Annotated in this window: 14 protein-coding genes; 13 read left to right on the forward strand and 1 reads right to left on the reverse strand. The window is 66.9% G+C overall.

Annotated elements, in window-relative coordinates; genetic code table 11:
* Position 1: 1 nt before the first annotated feature.
* From Q4G50_RS02705 to mutM, 3 genes are read left to right on the forward strand one after another with little or no spacing between them, the layout of a single operon-like run.
* The gene (locus tag Q4G50_RS02705) at positions 2 to 508 is read left to right on the forward strand and encodes a DUF177 domain-containing protein (protein WP_303376103.1); all 507 of its coding nucleotides are present in this window, start codon (positions 2 to 4) and stop codon (positions 506 to 508) included.
* The gene (gene rnc / locus Q4G50_RS02710; RefSeq protein WP_303376104.1) at positions 505 to 1,257 is read left to right on the forward strand and encodes a ribonuclease III; all 753 of its coding nucleotides are present in this window, start codon (positions 505 to 507) and stop codon (positions 1,255 to 1,257) included. Before Q4G50_RS02705 ends, rnc begins: the two co-directional genes overlap by 4 nt.
* Positions 1,241 to 2,047: a bifunctional DNA-formamidopyrimidine glycosylase/DNA-(apurinic or apyrimidinic site) lyase gene (mutM, locus tag Q4G50_RS02715; protein WP_303376105.1), complete on the forward strand. Its 807-nt coding sequence runs from the start codon at positions 1,241 to 1,243 to the stop codon at positions 2,045 to 2,047. Before rnc ends, mutM begins: the two co-directional genes overlap by 17 nt.
* On the opposite strand, the gene Q4G50_RS02720 is transcribed toward mutM, so the two are convergent.
* Positions 2,044 to 2,589, reverse strand: a complete 546-nt coding sequence (locus Q4G50_RS02720) for a TetR/AcrR family transcriptional regulator (RefSeq protein ID WP_303376106.1) — start codon at positions 2,587 to 2,589, stop codon at positions 2,044 to 2,046. The two genes, mutM and Q4G50_RS02720, sit on opposite strands and share 4 nt — an antisense overlap.
* 71 nt (positions 2,590 to 2,660) lie before the next feature.
* On the opposite strand from Q4G50_RS02720, the gene Q4G50_RS02725 reads away from it, so the two are divergent.
* From Q4G50_RS02725 to rpsP, 10 genes are all read left to right on the forward strand, one after another.
* Positions 2,661 to 3,587, forward strand: coding sequence for an NAD-dependent epimerase/dehydratase family protein (locus Q4G50_RS02725; RefSeq protein ID WP_303376107.1), 927 nt, complete (start codon positions 2,661 to 2,663; stop codon positions 3,585 to 3,587).
* A gap of 52 nt (positions 3,588 to 3,639) precedes the next feature.
* Entirely contained in the window at positions 3,640 to 5,112 is a 1,473-nt protein-coding gene (locus Q4G50_RS02730; protein WP_303376108.1) for a sodium:alanine symporter family protein, read from the forward strand.
* Positions 5,109 to 5,390, forward strand: a complete 282-nt coding sequence (locus Q4G50_RS02735) for an acylphosphatase (protein WP_303376109.1) — start codon at positions 5,109 to 5,111, stop codon at positions 5,388 to 5,390. Before Q4G50_RS02730 ends, Q4G50_RS02735 begins: the two co-directional genes overlap by 4 nt.
* A 4-nt stretch (positions 5,391 to 5,394) precedes the next feature.
* Complete coding sequence (gene smc, locus Q4G50_RS02740) at positions 5,395 to 8,826, forward strand: chromosome segregation protein SMC (RefSeq protein ID WP_303376110.1); 3,432 nt, start codon at positions 5,395 to 5,397, stop codon at positions 8,824 to 8,826.
* Positions 8,827 to 9,036: 210 nt separating this feature from the next.
* Positions 9,037 to 10,797, forward strand: a complete 1,761-nt coding sequence (ftsY, locus tag Q4G50_RS02745; RefSeq protein ID WP_303376111.1) for a signal recognition particle-docking protein FtsY — start codon at positions 9,037 to 9,039, stop codon at positions 10,795 to 10,797.
* A gap of 151 nt (positions 10,798 to 10,948) precedes the next feature.
* Positions 10,949 to 12,208 (forward strand): ammonium transporter, encoded by a 1,260-nt coding sequence (locus tag Q4G50_RS02750; RefSeq protein WP_303376112.1) that lies wholly within the window; start codon positions 10,949 to 10,951, stop codon positions 12,206 to 12,208.
* Positions 12,205 to 12,543, forward strand: a complete 339-nt coding sequence (locus Q4G50_RS02755; RefSeq protein WP_303376113.1) for a P-II family nitrogen regulator — start codon at positions 12,205 to 12,207, stop codon at positions 12,541 to 12,543. The genes Q4G50_RS02750 and Q4G50_RS02755 overlap by 4 nt, the downstream gene beginning before the upstream one ends.
* On the forward strand, positions 12,527 to 14,527 hold the full coding sequence (locus Q4G50_RS02760; RefSeq protein WP_303376114.1) for a [protein-PII] uridylyltransferase: 2,001 nt from the start codon (positions 12,527 to 12,529) through the stop codon (positions 14,525 to 14,527). Before Q4G50_RS02755 ends, Q4G50_RS02760 begins: the two co-directional genes overlap by 17 nt.
* A gap of 42 nt (positions 14,528 to 14,569) precedes the next feature.
* A complete protein-coding gene (gene ffh, locus Q4G50_RS02765) occupies positions 14,570 to 16,189 on the forward strand; it encodes a signal recognition particle protein (RefSeq protein ID WP_303376115.1) in 1,620 nt (539 codons plus the stop codon).
* 172 nt (positions 16,190 to 16,361) lie between these two features.
* On the forward strand, positions 16,362 to 16,754 hold a 393-nt coding region (gene rpsP / locus Q4G50_RS02770), incomplete at its 3' end, for a 30S ribosomal protein S16 (protein ID WP_303376116.1).

The following is a 16,754-nucleotide window of genomic DNA, read 5'->3' on the forward strand; positions in this document are numbered from 1 at the left end:
TATGACTTCACCTTTTGTGTTTCACGTTGCCCGTCTCACCGACTTTGAGCAGCGCACCCAGACCGGCCCCGCCCCCACCCGGATCGGGCCGGAAATGATCGGCATCGCCGAGGGGGCGGAGGTCACCGTCGACGCCTCACTCACCAACCTCGGCGGGGGAGTGCTGGCCGACGCCACCGTCAGCGGCCAGCTCACCGGCCAGTGCGTCCGCTGCCTCAGCGATCTCAACCCGCCGCTGGAACTGCGCGTCCAGCAGGTCTTCTCCGGGGCAGATGACTTCGTCACCGGCGAGGAGGACGAGGAGGGCCAGGTCGAGGAGCTGCCCGAGATCATCGGCGATGAGATTGACCTGCTGCAGGCCGTCATCGATGAGGCCGGACTGACCCTGCCGTTCAACCCGACGTGCGAGGGTGGATGTGAGGATTCCGACACGCCGTCCCCGGATGGGGTGTCCGGCGAGCATAAGCCGCTCGACCCGCGGTGGGCTGACCTGGAGAAATTCCTGTGAGCCGGAAGCGTCGCCTGACCGGCCAGGAGGCGCTCGCCACGGCCTTCTCCGCAGTCGACCACACCCCGCTTCTCGACGCCCTGGGCATCGCGCTGCCCGCGGAGCTCCTGCGTCATGCCCTGACGCACCGCAGCTTCGCCAACGAGAACGGCAACCTGCCCAACAACGAGCGCCTCGAGTTTCTTGGCGACGCCGTGCTGGGGCTGTCCGTAGCCAACCAGCTGTACGTGCAGTACCCCTCGCGGCCGGAGTCGGATATCTCGAAGATGCGCGCGTCGATCGTGTCGCGTTTCGGCCTGGCGGACATCGCCCGGGACATCAACCTTGGTCCGCACATCCTGCTGGGCAAGGGCGAGCTGGTCACCGACGGTCGGGAGAAGGACTCCATCCTCGCCGACACCACCGAGGCCCTGTTCGGCGCCATCTACTTGGAGCACGGTTTCGACGCCGCCCGTGAGGTGATCCTGCGGTTGTTCGCGGAGAAGATTGACGGGGCGTCGGCAAGCAATATCCACCGGGACTGGAAGACGACGCTGCAGGAACGCGTCGCGGAGCTTAAGCTCCCGATGCCGGTGTACGAGGCGACCTCGACCGGCCCGGAGCATGACCTGACGTTTAACGCCCAGGTGAGCGTAAACGGTCGGGTGCTCGGCCAGGGAGTCGGCGGCGCGAAGAAATTCGCCGAGCAGGAGTCCGCCCGCCAGGCGTTCCTGCTGCTGCGGGAGAATCCGCGTGCCGGAACTGCCTGAAGTTGAGGTGGTGCGCCGCGGGCTGGAGGCGCACCTGATCGGCGGCGCTTTCGAGGACGTTGAGGTACTGCATCCGCGCGCCAACCGCGGCCAGGACGTGCCGCTGGCGGACCTGCTCGTGGGGGCGCAGGTGGAGGCTGTGCGGCGACGCGGAAAATACCTCTGGCTCGATCTCGGCGATGACGCACTCTATGTTCACCTGGGCATGAGCGGGCAGATGCTCATCGGGCCCACGCCCTCGAAGCATGTGCGGATCAGGGCGCAGGTCTCGGGCAGGGAGCTCAACTTCGTCGACCAGCGCACCTTCGGCCGTTGGCTGTACACCCCGCAGATTGGTGGAGTGCCGGTGCCTGTCGCCCACATTGCCCGGGACCCGCTGGAGGAGGATTTTGAACGCGTGGCGGTGGCGCGGTTGATCCGTCGCAAACGCTCGGCCATCAAGGCGGTGCTGCTCAACCAGGAGGTCGTCAGCGGCATCGGCAACATCTACGCCGACGAGGCGCTGTGGCAGGCGGGCATCGCGCCGACCAGGAAGGCCTCGTCACTGTTGCAGCGCGAGGCGGTGCTGCTTCTCGACGCCGCCGCCGACGTCATGCGCCGTGCCCTCGCTGAAGGTGGCACCTCCTTCGACTCGCTGTATGTCAACGTCAACGGCGAATCCGGATACTTCTCGCGCTCGCTCAACGCCTACGGGCGGGAGGGCGAGCCATGCCGCCGGTGCGGGACGCCGCTGCGGCGGATTGTGGTGGGCGGCAGGTCGTCGCATTACTGCGGGGAATGTCAGCGTTAGAGCCGGAGGACGGCCTCCACCGCGGCGCGCACCTGCCCAGCCATGTTCGCGTGCGGGCGTTCCAGGTGGAGAAAAGCCAGGCCATGGGCGAGGCCCCACAAGCCGGTGCACAGTTCGGGGGTCGCCTGCTGAGGGAAGAGCTGGCCGAGGGTTTCTTCGAGGAAGGAGTGAAGGCGGGCATCGTTGCCGTTGCTGCAGCCGCCGGCGAACATGAGGCGGAAGACGGCGGGGCGGCGCTGGGCGAAGGCGACGTAAGTGACTCCCAGTTCGGCCATCACTGCTACAGGGTCTGCGCCGACCGGGGAGGCGTCAAGAGTGGCAGTCAGGGCCCGGTGCAGATCGGTGAAGCCCTCGCCGGCGACGGCTGAGTCGAGCGCCTCGCGGTCGGGGAAATGCCGGTAGGGGGCAGTGGGGGAGACGCCCGTGCGGCGCGCCACCGCGCGCAGGGAGAAGTTCTCACCCTCCTCGAGTATGTCGACGGCCGCCCTGATCAGCGCCGCACGCAGGTCCCCGTGGTGGTAGGGCTTCGCGGATGTTGACACTGCTTACTCTTCTCCCTAGTCTGATGTTAGTACTGCTAACATACCGCGTTCGGCGCGAAAGAGAGCCCTCCATGACACAGACCATCCTCGGAGCGAGCGGCCAAATAGCCGTCGAGCTCGCCCGCGAGCTGCACCGCCAGCACACCGATGACATCCGACTGGTCAGCCGCTCGCCGCGCGCGCTTCACCCCTCCGATACCGTGGTCGCCGCCGATCTGCTCAATGCCGGGCAGGCGAAAAGCGCCGTCGCTGGCAGCGACATCGTCTACTTCACCGCTGGGCTGCCCCCGCAGACCGAGCTGTGGGAGCAGCAGTTTCCCACCATGCTCCGCAACAGCCTCGATGCCGCCCGGGAGGCCGGGGCGGCCTTCGCCTACTTCGACAACACCTACATGTACCCCCAGGACGATCGCGTCCAGACCGAGGGCACGCCCTTCGCCCCCGTCGGCAGAAAGGGCCGCGTCCGCGCCGACATGGCGGACATGGTGCTCGCGGAAATGGAGCGCGGCGAGATACCCGTCCTCATCGCCCGCGCCCCCGAGTTCTACGGTCCTGGACGCACGCAGAGCTTCACCAACACACTCGTCATCGAGCGCCTGCGCGCCGGGAAGCGGGCACTGGTTCCCGTCAGTGCCGACCATCGTCGCTCCCTCATCTGGACGCCGGACGCGAGCCGGGCCCTCGCGGTACTCGCTAACACTCCCGGCGCCTATGGGCGGACCTGGCACCTGCCGGTCGACGACACCCGGCCGACTTACCGGGAGATCGTGGGGCTGGCAGCCGAGGCCTTCGGCGCCGATGCCACGTTCACCGTCGTCCCAACCTGGGCTTTCCGTGCCCTGGGAGTGGTCTCTCCGGAAGCCCGGGAGATCCGTGAGCTACTGCCCCGCTACGGCCGGGACAACCTGTTCGATGACTCCGCTTTCCGCACGCGATTCCCTGAGTTTCAGACAACCTCTTTTTCGGAAGGGCTCGGCATCATCGCGCGGGAGGCGTAACGATTCGGTAGCCGATTGTGTCCTGAACCACATATGGCGCTACCTTTAGGGAATGGACGCAATCGAATCGTTCGTCACAGGGACGATCAACGACAATCTCTGGACCGCCGTGCCGTGGGTGCTCATCGCGGCCGGTGTGTACTTCGCCATCCGCACCATCCTCGTGCAGATCCGCATGGTGCCCGACATGTTCCGCGCCGTCATGGAAAAGCCCAATGCCCCGGGCAAGGACCATGATGAGGAATACGGCGGTATCTCCGCCTTCCAGGCCTTCACCATCTCCGCGGCGTCGCGAGTGGGCACCGGCAACATCGCCGGCGTGGCCGTGGCCATCACCCTCGGCGGACCGGGTGCCGTGTTCTGGATGTGGATGATTGCACTCATCGGTGGCGCGACCGCGTTCATCGAGTCGACGCTGGCGCAGCTGTGGAAGACCAAGGACGCTGAAGGTAACTACCACGGTGGTCCCGCGTACTACATGACACGTGGAATGAACGCGCGGTGGCTGGCCATCATCTTCGCGATCTTCATCTCCATCACCTACGGCTTCGTCTACAACGCCATCCAGACCAACTCCATCGTCGAGGCTGTCGGCGGCTCCCTCGAGCGCGACGACAACGGCTTCAAGATGGTCGTCGGCGGTATCCTCGCCCTGCTCACCGCGATGATCATCTTCGGTGGTGTCCGCCGCATCGCCAGCGCCACCCAGATCATCGTGCCGTTCATGGCGGTCGCCTACCTGATCATCGCGATCATCGTCATCGCCCTGCGCATCCAGGAGGTCCCGGGTGTCATCGCTGACATCGTCGGCCATGCCCTCGGTTTCCGGGAGATCGTCGGTGCGACCGTTGGTGCGGCCTTCATGAACGGTATGCGCCGCGGCCTGTTCTCCAACGAGGCTGGCATGGGTTCCGCCCCGAACGCCGCCGCCACCGCCACCGTCTCCCACCCCGTCAAGCAGGGACTGGTGCAGACCCTGGGTGTCTATTTCGACACCCTCCTCGTCTGTTCCATCACCGCCTTCATCATCCTGCTGGGCCAGGATGAGATCGCCTACGGTGAGGATATCCAGGGCGCGGCCCTGACACAGGCGGCCCTCGCCAGCGAGGTCGGTGCGTGGGGCACCCACTTTGTCACCTTCATCCTCTTCTTCCTGGCGTTCTCCTCGATCCTGGGCAACTACTACCTCGCCCAGACCAACATCGAGTACCTCACCAAGTCGAATCTGCTGCTCAATGTCTTCCGCGTCGTGGTCGTCGGCTTCGTCTTCTTCGGCGCCATCGGCTCCCTGCCGCTCGTGTGGGCACTGGGTGACACCTTCGCCGCGACCATGGTGTTCATCAACCTCATCGCGATCATCCCGCTCGGTGGCGTGGCCATCAAGCTGCTCAAGAACTACGGCGAGCAGCGCCGTAAGGGCATCGACCCGGTGTTCCACCGCGACATGCTGCCCGAGCTGAAGAATGTCGAGTATTGGGATGGCTCCGATCCGGTCACCCGCCGCTCCCTCGAGGACCGGGTATGAAACGCCTGATAGCGTTCGTCGACGGTCACGTCCAAGGCGTCGGCTTCCGCTGGTGGGTGCGAGGTGAAGCCACAGAGCTGGGGCTGAGTGGTTCCGCGGAGAACCTTTCCGACGGCCGTGTGCGCGTTGTCCTGGAGGGTGCGGATGACAAGGTCTCTGAGATGCTCGCCCGCCTCGAGGAGCAACCCTCCGCGTACCGACGTCCCGGTCGCGTCGAGTCCGTGTCCCACCAGTGGGAGGAACCTGCCGGGGAGACGGGTTTTGAGGTGTTAACCTGACCGGGTGCACCTGAAATCGCTGACGCTTCGAGGATTCAAGTCCTTCGCGTCCGCGACGACCCTGAAATTCGAGCCCGGCATCTGTGCCGTCGTCGGGCCGAATGGGTCGGGCAAATCCAATGTCGTCGACGCCCTGGCGTGGGTCATGGGCGAGCAGGGGGCGAAGACCCTGCGCGGCGGCAAAATGCAGGACGTTATCTTCGCCGGCGCGGGTGACCGCAAGCCGCTGGGCCGGGCGGAGGTGACGCTGACGATTGACAACTCCGACGGGGCCCTGCCCATCGACTACACCGAGGTGTCTATTACCCGTCGCATGTTCCGTGACGGTGCGGGTGAGTACGAGATCAACGGGGCCCGCGCCCGCCTCATGGACATCCAGGAACTGCTGTCGGATTCGGGCATCGGCCGGGAGATGCACGTCATCGTCGGGCAGGGGCGCCTGGCGCAGATTCTCGAGTCCCGTCCGGAGGAGCGCCGCGCCTTCATTGAGGAGGCGGCGGGGGTGCTGAAGCATCGGCGTCGTAAAGAAAAGGCGCAGCGCAAACTCGTCGGCATGCAGGCCAACCTCGATCGCCTGCAGGATCTCACCGATGAGCTGGGTAAGCAGCTCAAGCCCCTGGCCCGGCAGGCGGAGGCCGCGCAGCGCGCGCAGACCGTGCAGGCCACGCTGCGCGACGCCCGCCTCCGCCTCGCCGGCGACCGCGTCCACCGCCTGCGCCGCGACTTTGAGGACGCCGACCGCCGCGCCCGCCTGCTGGCCGAGCAGGTGGAGGAGCTCACGGAGCTGCTGGAGGAGGCGAGCGGGCAGCAACTGGAGATTGAGACCGAGCTGGAGACTCTCATCCCGCAGGCCGATGCCGCCCAGCAGTTGTGGTTCACTCTCTCCACCCTCGCCGAGCGTGTCTCTGCCACGGCCCGCATTGCGGCCGAGCGGGCGTCCAACGCGGATGTCGTCGCCTATCACGGACCGGACCCGGAGGCCCTGGAACGCCGCGCGGAGCAGGCCGATGAGGAACTCGCGGAGCTCACCGAGGCGGTGGAGATCGCCGCTGAGAGGCTGGAGTCGATCCGGGATGAGGTGTTCGAGCGCGAGGAGGCGCGTCGGGAAGCGGAAGCTGAGCACATGGCGCAGGTCCGCGCCATCGCCGACCGCCGCGAAGGCGTCGTCCGCCTCATCGCCGCGGAGGAGTCCCTGGCGGGGCAGGTGGCGGCCGCCGAGCAGGAGATCGCCCACCAGGCGGAAACCCTCGCGGAGACCTTGGAACGCACGCGGACCGCGCAGCGGGAGGCCGAGGAGGTCGTGGGGAAGATCCGTGACCTCAAGTCCGAGCGGGCCCCTCTCGAAGACGCGCACGTGCGCGTCGCCAGCGAGGCCGGCGCCGCCGACAAGCGTCTTGATCAGCTGCGCGATGAGCAGCGCGAACGCGAGAGGGCGGTGTACTCGCTGGAGTCGCGCATCGAGACGCTGCGCCAGAATGTGCCTGTCGCCGCCGCCGACCTCGACTGGCCCGGCCTGGCCACGCTGCTGCGCACGCAGCACGCCGCTGCTGTGTCGGCGGCGCTCGGCGCGCACGCGGAAGCGCTGGTGGGGACGGTGAGTGAGGGGGTCGTCGATAAGCTCGCCGGGGTGTCGCGCACCGTCCTCATCGACGATGCCACGCGCGGCGACTCCTGGCGCCTCGACGCGGATCTGCCTGCCGGTGCCACGTGGCTGCTCGATCACATTGATGCTGACGCGGCGGTCGCCCGCACGCTCAACCGCCTGCTTGCCGACGTCGCCCTCGCCCCCGATTTCACCGCCGCCCGCGCCGTCGTCGATGCCGATCCGCGCCTGCGCGCCGTCACACCCGAGGGTGTGCTCGTCGGCGAGGGCTGGATTCAGGCCGGGCAGGGGGCGGTGTCCCCGGTCGAGGTCAGCACCCAGATCGCCGATGCCGAAACAGAACTTATCGACGCCCGCGCCATCCTCGAACAACTCTCCGGCACCCTCGAAGGCGCCCGGATTGCCGCCGAAGAATCCCGCGTCGACGCCGCGGCGAAGAAGGCCGCCCTGCGCGAGCACGACCAGGCGCTGACCGGTTGGGAACGCGACCTCGCGCGCCTGCAGAAGCAGTACGAAGCGAACAAAGCCGAGCACGAACGCGCCGCCGAACGCGCCATGAGTGCCGACGCGCGTCTCGCTGACCTGCGGGACCAACTCGACGAAGCCCGCGACCGGCTGGCCCGCGTCGAGGATACCGACGCCCCGGAGGAGCCCTCCACGCTGGCCCGCGACGAGGCGAACACCGCCCTCGCGCAGGTCAAGGCGATGGAAATGGAGGCGACTCTCGCGCTGCGCACCGCCGAGGAACGCGCCGGGCAGGCCACCGGCAAGGGCGAGGGGCTGCGCCGCCAGGCCGCGCACGAGCGGCAGGCGAAAGCACGCCACGACGAGACGATGCGGAAGAGGCGGGAAGCGGCGGAGCTGGCGGGCGTCGTGAAGCAAGGCGCGCTTGATGTGGCCGTGCGGGTGGCGGACGCGACGGAGCGGGCGGCGTCGCAACGCGATGACCTGGCACGACAGCGCGCCGAACTAACTTCCCGCCTGTCGCGCGCGAAGGACAAGGTGTCTGCTGCGCGCCAGCAACTGGGCCGCCTCACCGACAACGCCCACGCCGGCGACATAGCGCGCACCCAGGCGCAGGTGCGTATCGACGAGGCGGAGGCCAAGATCGTCGAGCAGCTCGGTCTGTCCACCACCGACCTCATGGCTGACTACACCCCCGACGACGACTTCGACCGCGCGGCCGAGGAGAAGCGCCTCGCCCAAGCAGAGAAGGACCTGCGCGCGCTGGGCAAAGTCAACCCGCTGGCGCTCGAGGAATTCAAGGCCCTTGAGGAACGCTACGAGTTCCTCTCCACCCAGCTCGACGACGTCATTCAGGCACGCAAAGACCTCAGTGGCGTCATCGACGAGGTCGACGCCCGCATCCTCCAGCTATTCACCGACGCCTGGGTCGACGTCGAGGCGCAGTTCCCGCAGGTCTTCCAGACACTGTTCCCCGGCGGCGAAGGCCGACTCATCCTCACCGACCCCGACGACATGCTCACCACCGGCATCGAGGTCGAGGCGCGGCCCCCGGGCAAGAAGGTCAAGCGCCTGTCGCTGCTGTCGGGTGGCGAAAAATCATTGACGGCGCTGGCGATGCTGGTGGCCATCTTCAAGGCGCGACCCAGCCCGTTCTACGTCATGGACGAGGTCGAGGCCGCGCTTGACGACGTCAACCTCCGCCGCCTCATCGCCCTCTTCGAGGATCTGCGCAAGGACTCCCAGCTCATCGTCATCACCCACCAGAAGCCGACGATGGATGTCGCCAACGTCCTCTACGGCGTCACCATGCGCGGCGACGGCGTCACCCGCGTCATCAGCCAACGCATGAGCCCGGCGACTGCCTGAGAAATGCGCGCACGTGCGCGCACGTGGGGTGGGGTGCCAAGGGAGCCACTGCGCATGGGTATTTCTGCTGTGCATATGCACAGTGCATCTGCACCAACGTGGGGTTGTTGATGGGCGAACAAGCGCGCATGTGCGCGCATTTCAACGCGCAGGAGGGGATTGCATCAGTCCAGCGTGAATATTCGGGCCCATGCTGACACTATGGAGACCATGAATACGACTTATCTGATCATCGGCATTGCGGTAGTTCTGATTCTGCTGCTCATCGTGCTGGTCGTCGTGGGACTCAACCGCAAGAAGTCTAAGACGGTCAGCTTCGAGAAGAAGGAAGACGACGCTCCTAAGGAACTCACTCAGCAGGAGAAGTCCGGTAACTACCAGGCCACCGGCGGATTCAATTTCGCGCCCGCAAAGGCCGACGAGCGTGAGCCCGAAATCCTCGAAGGGCAGCGCCTTGCCGAGCCTGAGCAGCCTGTCGAGCAGCGAGACAACCTCACCGAAGCTGCCGAAGCTCAGGAGCTGAAGTACGTCGAAGAACAGGAGCCGATCGTGGAGCCGGAGCCGGTTGCCGAGGAGCCCGAGCTCGCCACCGAGCAGGAGCCGATCGCGGAGCCCGCAATGGAGGAAGAACCGGATGACCTGCCGCCGCATGAGGAGCCGGTCATCCCGGGGCCCGCGGAGGATCCGGAGCCTTTCGAGCATCAGGAAGCCGCGTTCACCCTCGGCGCAGCGGACATCGCGGACGACCCAGACGCCGAACTGCAGCACGAGGACATCGAGGTCAGCGAGCCGGTCGCGGAGACTCTGGCGGAGATTGCGGAGGATCCGCAGCCGGAGCCGGAGCTCGATACGCAGGAAGAGGTCGAGCAGGAGACCGGGACCCAGGAGCTCGTGGAGGAGCAGGAGCGCGTCGAGGAGGAGGCCACTGAGGCCGCTGCTGCGGCATCCGTCACCGCGGGTGCCGTCGAAGCGGCGCTGGAGCAGACGGAGGTCCCGGACAAGGTCCCAGCCGACACCCCGCCCCCGGCGGAGGTCGAGGATATTGCCCCGGCGGCCGGTCGTATCGGTCGGCTGCGTGGTCGCCTGTCGCGTTCGCAGAACGTCATCGGCCAGGGTGTGCTCGGTATTCTCACTGCGGGTGACCTCGATGAGGACGCGTGGGAGGAAATCGAGGACACGCTGCTCATGGCGGACCTGGGCACCACGGTGACCATGAACGTCGTCGACTCGCTGCGGGACAAGATCGCCGAGCGGGGTGTGTCCAGCGAGGCGGAGGCCCGCACCATGCTGCGCGAGACCCTCATTGAGGCGTGCCACCCGGAGATGGATCGTGCCATCAAGGCGATGCCGTACCAGGGCAAGCCGGCCGTCATTCTCGTGGTCGGTGTCAACGGCACCGGCAAGACGACCACCACGGGCAAGCTGGCGCGTGTGCTGGTGTCCATGGGGCACAAGGTGTTGCTGGGCGCGGCGGATACTTTCCGTGCGGCGGCGGCGGATCAGTTGGAGACCTGGGGGCGCCGTGTCGGTGCCACCACGGTGCGGGGCGCGGAGGGGGCGGACCCGGCGTCCGTCGCCTTCGATGCGGTGGCCAAGGGTGTGGAGGAGCAGGCGGATGTCGTGCTCGTCGATACCGCGGGTCGTCTGCACACATCGACCGGTCTGATGGATCAGCTGGGCAAGGTTAAGCGCGTCGTCGAGAAGAAGGCCGTCGTGGACGAGGTCATCCTCGTGCTCGATGCGACTGTCGGCCAGAATGGTCTGACGCAGGCGCGCGTGTTCCGGGATGTCGTGGACATCACGGGCGTGGCGCTGACCAAGCTGGACGGTACCGCGAAGGGCGGCATAGTCTTCCAGGTGCAGGAGGAATTGGGCGTGCCGGTCAAGCTCGTCGGCCTGGGCGAGGGCGCGGATGACCTGGCGCCCTTCGAGGTTGAGGGCTTCGTGGATGCGTTGTTGGGTACGAAGTAAGCGTCGATAAGCAATCAAGCGGCCTGCGGGCCGCTTTTTTGTTGCCTGCATCACAGTATATCTGCAACGCTATAGAAAATGTTTCTATAGCCCTATAGTTAGCGCTGTGAGTGCGAACCTGTCGCATTACAGAAACTAGGAGGGCTGTCCCATGAACTCTGACGCCGGATGGATGCTGACATCGGCATCCCTGGTACTCCTGATGACTCCCGCGCTGGCGCTGTTTTACGGCGGCATGGCGGGACGCAGGCAAGCACTGAACATGATGATGATGTCGTTCGGCACGCTCGGCGTGGTCACCGTCGTCTACATCCTGTGGGGCTGGTCAATGTCCTACGGCGATCGCTCCATCGCGGGCCTCGTCGCTGACCCGACCCAGTACTTCGGGCTGAAAGACATGCTTATCGACGCCCCCGGCCCCAACGGCTACCCTCTCGGCATCGACGTCGCATTCCAGCTCACCTTCGCCGTCATCTCCACCGCACTCATCTCCGGCGCGCTCGCCGGCCGCGTGAAGTTCACCACCTGGCTGGTGTTTTCCGCACTGTGGGCCACCTTCGCGTACTTCCCGCTCGCGCACATGGTGTGGGGCGGGGGACTGCTTTCGCACTCGGCGGAGGGCCTGGCCGCGCTGATGTTCGGCACCACCGGCGGGGAGGCGACCGTGGCACCCATCGATTTCGCCGGAGGCACTGTCGTCCACATCTCTGCCGGCACCGCAGCCCTCGTGCTCGCTCTCATGGTGGGCAGGCGTGGGGAGGTCGCCTCCCGACCGCACAACCTGCCGCTGGTCATGCTCGGTGCTGCCCTTCTGTGGTTCGGCTGGTTCGGCTTCAACGGCGGCTCCGCTTTTGCCGCCGACGGGCTCGCCGGCCTGGCATGGCTCAACACCACCGCCGCCGCGGCTGCCGCGATGCTCGGATGGGTGCTCGTCGAGCGCATCCGCGACACCCGGCCCACCTCGCTCGGCGCCGCCTCCGGCGTCGTCGCCGGCCTGGTGACCATCACCCCGGCCGCTGGTGCGCTCACCCCGGTGAACACCCTGGCACTCGGCTTCATCGGCGGCATCCTCGCCTGCCTTGGCGTGGGACTGAAATACCGCTTCGGTTACGACGACTCCCTCGACGTCGTCGGCGTCCACCTCGTCGCCGGCCTGTGGGGCACCATCGGTCTCGCCTTCTTCGCCCAGGGAGTCGACCACCTGCGATTGCTGGTGGTGCAGATCGTCATCGCGGTCGTCGCCATGGTCTTCTCCGCGGTAGTCACCTTCATCATCGGCCTGGCGCTCAAGGCGAGCATGGGCTGGCGCATCAACCCGGAGGACGAGTTCGGTGGCATCGACCTCGCCGAGCACCGCGAGTCCGCCTACGATGACAGCCCCGCCTCCTCCGCACTAGGATCTACCTCATGAAACTCGTCACCGCAGTGATCAAGCCCTTCACCCTCTCCGATATCCGGGAAGCGCTCGAAGCACTGGACGTCGGCGGGCTCACCGTCACCGAGGTGCAGGGTTACGGCCAGCAGCGCGGACACAGTGAGGTCTACCGCGGAGCCGAGTACGCCACCGACTTCGTGCCGAAGGTCAAGTTGGAGATCCTCCTGGCCGATGAGCAGGTCGACGACGTCATCGACGCCATCACCCGCGCCGCCTACACAGGCAAGATGGGTGACGGCAAGGTGTGGGTCACCCCGGTGGAACGGGTCATCCGTATCCGCACCGGCGACCACGATGAATCTGCTCTCTGACCTGCCCGTCCCACCCGGTTGCGCCCTCGTGGCCACCGGGTCTCTGGCACGCGGGGAGTTGGCACCCCACTCGGACCTGGATTTGCTTCTGCTGCATCCGGAAGGGAAACAACCGGACGTCGAGAAGCTCTGGTATCCGCTGTGGAACAGCGACTATCGCGTCGATCATGCCGTGCGCACGCCCGCCGAGTGCGCGGGGATGATGAGCGCGGACTCCACCGCCGCGCTGGCGCTGCTGGAGATGCGGCACCTGGCCGGGGACGCCGAGTTGAGTGCGCGGACCCGCGAGATGGTGCTGCGTGAGTGGCGCGTGGAAATCCACCGCAACTTCAACGCCCTGGTCGCCACCGCCATCGCCCGCTGGCGCCGCTCCGGATCCGTGGTCGCGATGACGCACCCGGACCTGAAGAACGGCCGCGGAGGCCTGCGCGATCTTGATCTCATCCGCGCGCTGGCACTTGCGCAGCTGTGTGATGAGCCGCCGCTCGCCGCCGAGCGACAACTGCTTCTCGACGTCCGCGCCCGCCTCCACACCCACGCCCGCCGACGCCGCGACATCCTCGACCCCGAATTCGCCACCGACATCGCCGCAGATCTCAGGTTGGCTGATCGACATGAACTCTCACGTCACGTGGCCGCCGCGGCTCGGCGTATCGATGCCGCCGTCACCAATGCCCTGGCCACCGCCCGCGGGGTGCTCGGTGCGCGGGTGCGCGGGGAGCGGCGCCCGCTCGATGTCGACGTCGTCGACGACGGGGGAGAGATCACCCTCTCACGCCACCCGGACCTGGGGGATCCCGCGCTGCTGCTGCGCGTCGCGGCGGCCGCGGCCCGCACCGGCCTGCCCGTCAGCGGGCACACGTGGGCGCGCCTGCACGAGGTTCCCGATGTGCCCGAGGTGCTGCCTGCGGCAGCCGCCGAGGACTTCTTCGCGCTGCTCACCCGTCCCGAGGTGATCAACGATCTGGATGCCCACGGTCTGTGGACCCGGCTGGTGCCCGAATGGGAGCACATCCGCGGGCGCATGCCCCGCGAACGCACACACATCCACACGATTGATCAGCACAGCATCGTCACCGTCGCGCACTGCGCCGCCGCCGGCGTCTCCGTCGCCCGGCCCGACCTGCTGATGCTCGGCGCGCTGTTCCACGACATCGGTAAGGGCTACGGCCGCCCGCACGAACAGGTGGGCGCCGAGTTCGTCGCCCGCATGGCCGCCCGCCTCGGCCTCCACCTGCCCGACCGCTCCCGCGTACAGACGTTGGTCGCCGAACACACCACCATCGCCCGTCTCGCCGCCCGCCACGACCCCACCGCCGACACCACGCTCGACATGCTTCTCGACGCCGTCCACTACGACCGCGACACCCTCGACCTCCTCGAGGTGCTCACCGAAGCCGACGCGAAAGCCACCGGGCCCGGCGTGTGGAACTCCCGCCTGGAATCCGGGCTGCGCATGCTGGTGCAACGCGCCCGACAGGCACTCGACCTGGCGGCGCCGCTGCGCCCCCACATCCACACCCCGGAAGGCGTCCTCCTGCGACGCGACGGGGACCTGGTCACCATCACCGCCCGGGGGGAGGACCCGCAGGGGTTGCTGGCCGTGCTCGCCGCCAAGGCCTGGAAGCTCACCGCCGCACGGATCGTCGGGGGGCATGCGGAATATGATGCCCGCCCGACCGTCGAGACGCTCGCAGAACTTGACGAAGCCGCCTTCATCCAGGCCCACAAATCCGGCGTACACGCGAAGGCCCCCGCGCCGGGCCCCGCCCCGACGTGGGTGTCCTGGCACGGGCAGATCCTGGAGGTGCGCACCACCGTGCGGGTCGGCGCCTTCGCAGCGCTGCTGCGCGTCCTGCCGGAGGCAGAGTGGCTGTCCATGACCACCCCGGGCGCGACAATGATCGTCCAGGCCGCTTTCACCGGCCCCGTGGACCGCCGTAAGGTGGACAGGGATGTGACCCGCGTGCTGGGCAACGGTTAGCATGGGGGAGTTCATGTGTCGATCGCGTAGGAGTGTGTCCTAGTGTTTGAATCCCTTTCTGACCGCCTCACCGGTGCCCTCACCGGGCTGCGCGGCAAGGGCAAACTGACCGAGGCGGACATCAACGCCACCGCCCGCGAAATCCGCCTGGCACTGCTCGAGGCCGACGTCTCGCTGACGGTCGTCCGCGGCTTCATCAAGCGGATCAAGGAGCGGGCCGCCGGGGCCGAGGTCTCCGAGGCGCTCAACCCTGCCCAGCAGGTGGTCAAGATCGTCAACGAGGAGCTCGTCGAGATCCTCGGTGGTGAAACCCGCCGCATGACCCTGGCGAAGAACCCGCCGACCGTCATCATGCTCGCCGGTCTCCAGGGTGCGGGTAAGACCACGCTGGCCGGAAAGCTGGCCAAGCACCTGACCAAGCAGGGGCACACCCCCATGCTGGTGGCCTGTGACCTGCAGCGACCCGGTGCGGTCCAGCAGCTGCAGATCGTCGGTGAGCGCGCCGGCGTGCCCACCTTCGCCCCCGACCCCGGCACCAGCATCGACTCCCACGACCATGACATGGGAACCTCCCACGGTGACCCGGTGGACGTCGCAAAGCGGGGTATTGAGGAAGCCAAGCGCCTCCAGCACGACATCGTCATCGTCGATACCGCCGGTCGACTCGGCATCGACGAAACTCTGATGACCCAGGCTCGCAACATCCGCGACGCTGTCAACCCCGACGAAGTCCTCTTCGTCATCGACGCGATGATCGGCCAGGACGCCGTCACCACCGCCGAGGCCTTCCGCGACGGCGTTGACTTCACCGGCGTCGTCCTCACCAAGCTCGACGGCGACGCCCGCGGTGGCGCCGCCCTGTCGATCCGTGAGGTCACCGGCAAGCCCATCATGTTCGCCTCCACCGGCGAGAAGCTCGAGGACTTCGACGTCTTCCACCCCGAGCGCATGGCCAGCCGCATCCTCGGCATGGGCGACGTCCTCAGCCTCATCGAGCAGGCCGAACAGGTCCTCGACCAGCAGAAGGCACAGGAGACCGCCGCCAAGCTCGGCTCCGGCGAACTCACCCTCGAGGATTTCCTCGACCAGATGCTCATGATCCGGCGCATGGGCCCCCTCGGCAACATCCTCAAGATGCTGCCCGGCGGCAAGCAGATGAACGACATGGCGGACATGGTCGACGAGAAGCAACTCGACCGCATCCAGGCCATCATCCGCGGCATGACCCCCGCCGAGCGCGAGGACCCCAAGATCCTCAACGCCTCCCGTCGCAAGCGCATTGCCGCCGGCTCCGGCGTCACCGTCACTGACGTCAACCAGCTCGTCGAGCGCTTCTTCGAGGCCAAGAAGATGATGGGCAAGATGGCCGGCCAGTTCGGTATGCCCGGCGGCGGCATGCAGCGCTCCGCCACCAAGAAGCGCCCCAAGGGCCGCAAGGGCAAGGGCGGCAAGCGCAAGGCACCGCGTTCGCCGCAGATGCCGGGCATGGGGGGCGGCATGCCGGGCATGCCCGACATGGCCCAGCTCCAGCAGCTGCAGAAGCAGATGGAGGCAGGCGGTGGCATGCCGGGAATGCCGAACATCCCCGGCATGCCGAAGATGCCCAAGGGCATGGAGGGCATCGACCTGGACAACCTCGACTTCGGGCAGGGCAAGAAGTAGCGATTTCCTGGTTCATGGGGCGGCCCGGTATAGTCTTCGGGGTTACTGCGTCATACCGCCCCCGACCACGGTCGGCCGGTCAGTCACACGCAGTGAAAACCGAGGGTTGAACCGGCCCGCCGAACAAGTGGCGGGTGTCTGAACTGCCCAGTGACTTATAAGGAGCCCCATCATGGCTGTCAAGATCAAGCTGCAGCGTCTCGGCAAGATCCGTACCCCGCACTACCGCGTCGTCATCGCCGACGCCCGTACCCGCCGCGACGGCAAGGTCATCGAGAACATCGGCATCTACGAGCCGAAGCAGGACCCGTCCGTCATCAAGATCGACTCCGAGCGCGCACAGTACTGGCTGTCCGTCGGCGCCCAGCCGACCGAGCCGGTTCTCGCACTGCTTAAGGTCACCGGTGACTGGCAGAAGTACAAGGGCCTCGACGGCGCCGAGGGCACCCTCAAGGTGGCCGAGGAGAAGCCGTCCAAGCTCGACCTGTTCAACCAGGCTCTCGCCGAGGCCAACGACGGCCCGACCGCCGAGGCCATCACCGAGAAGAAGCGCAAGGCCAAGGAA

Source organism: Corynebacterium sp., assembly GCF_030538285.1.
Lineage (GTDB): Bacteria > Actinomycetota > Actinomycetes > Mycobacteriales > Mycobacteriaceae > Corynebacterium.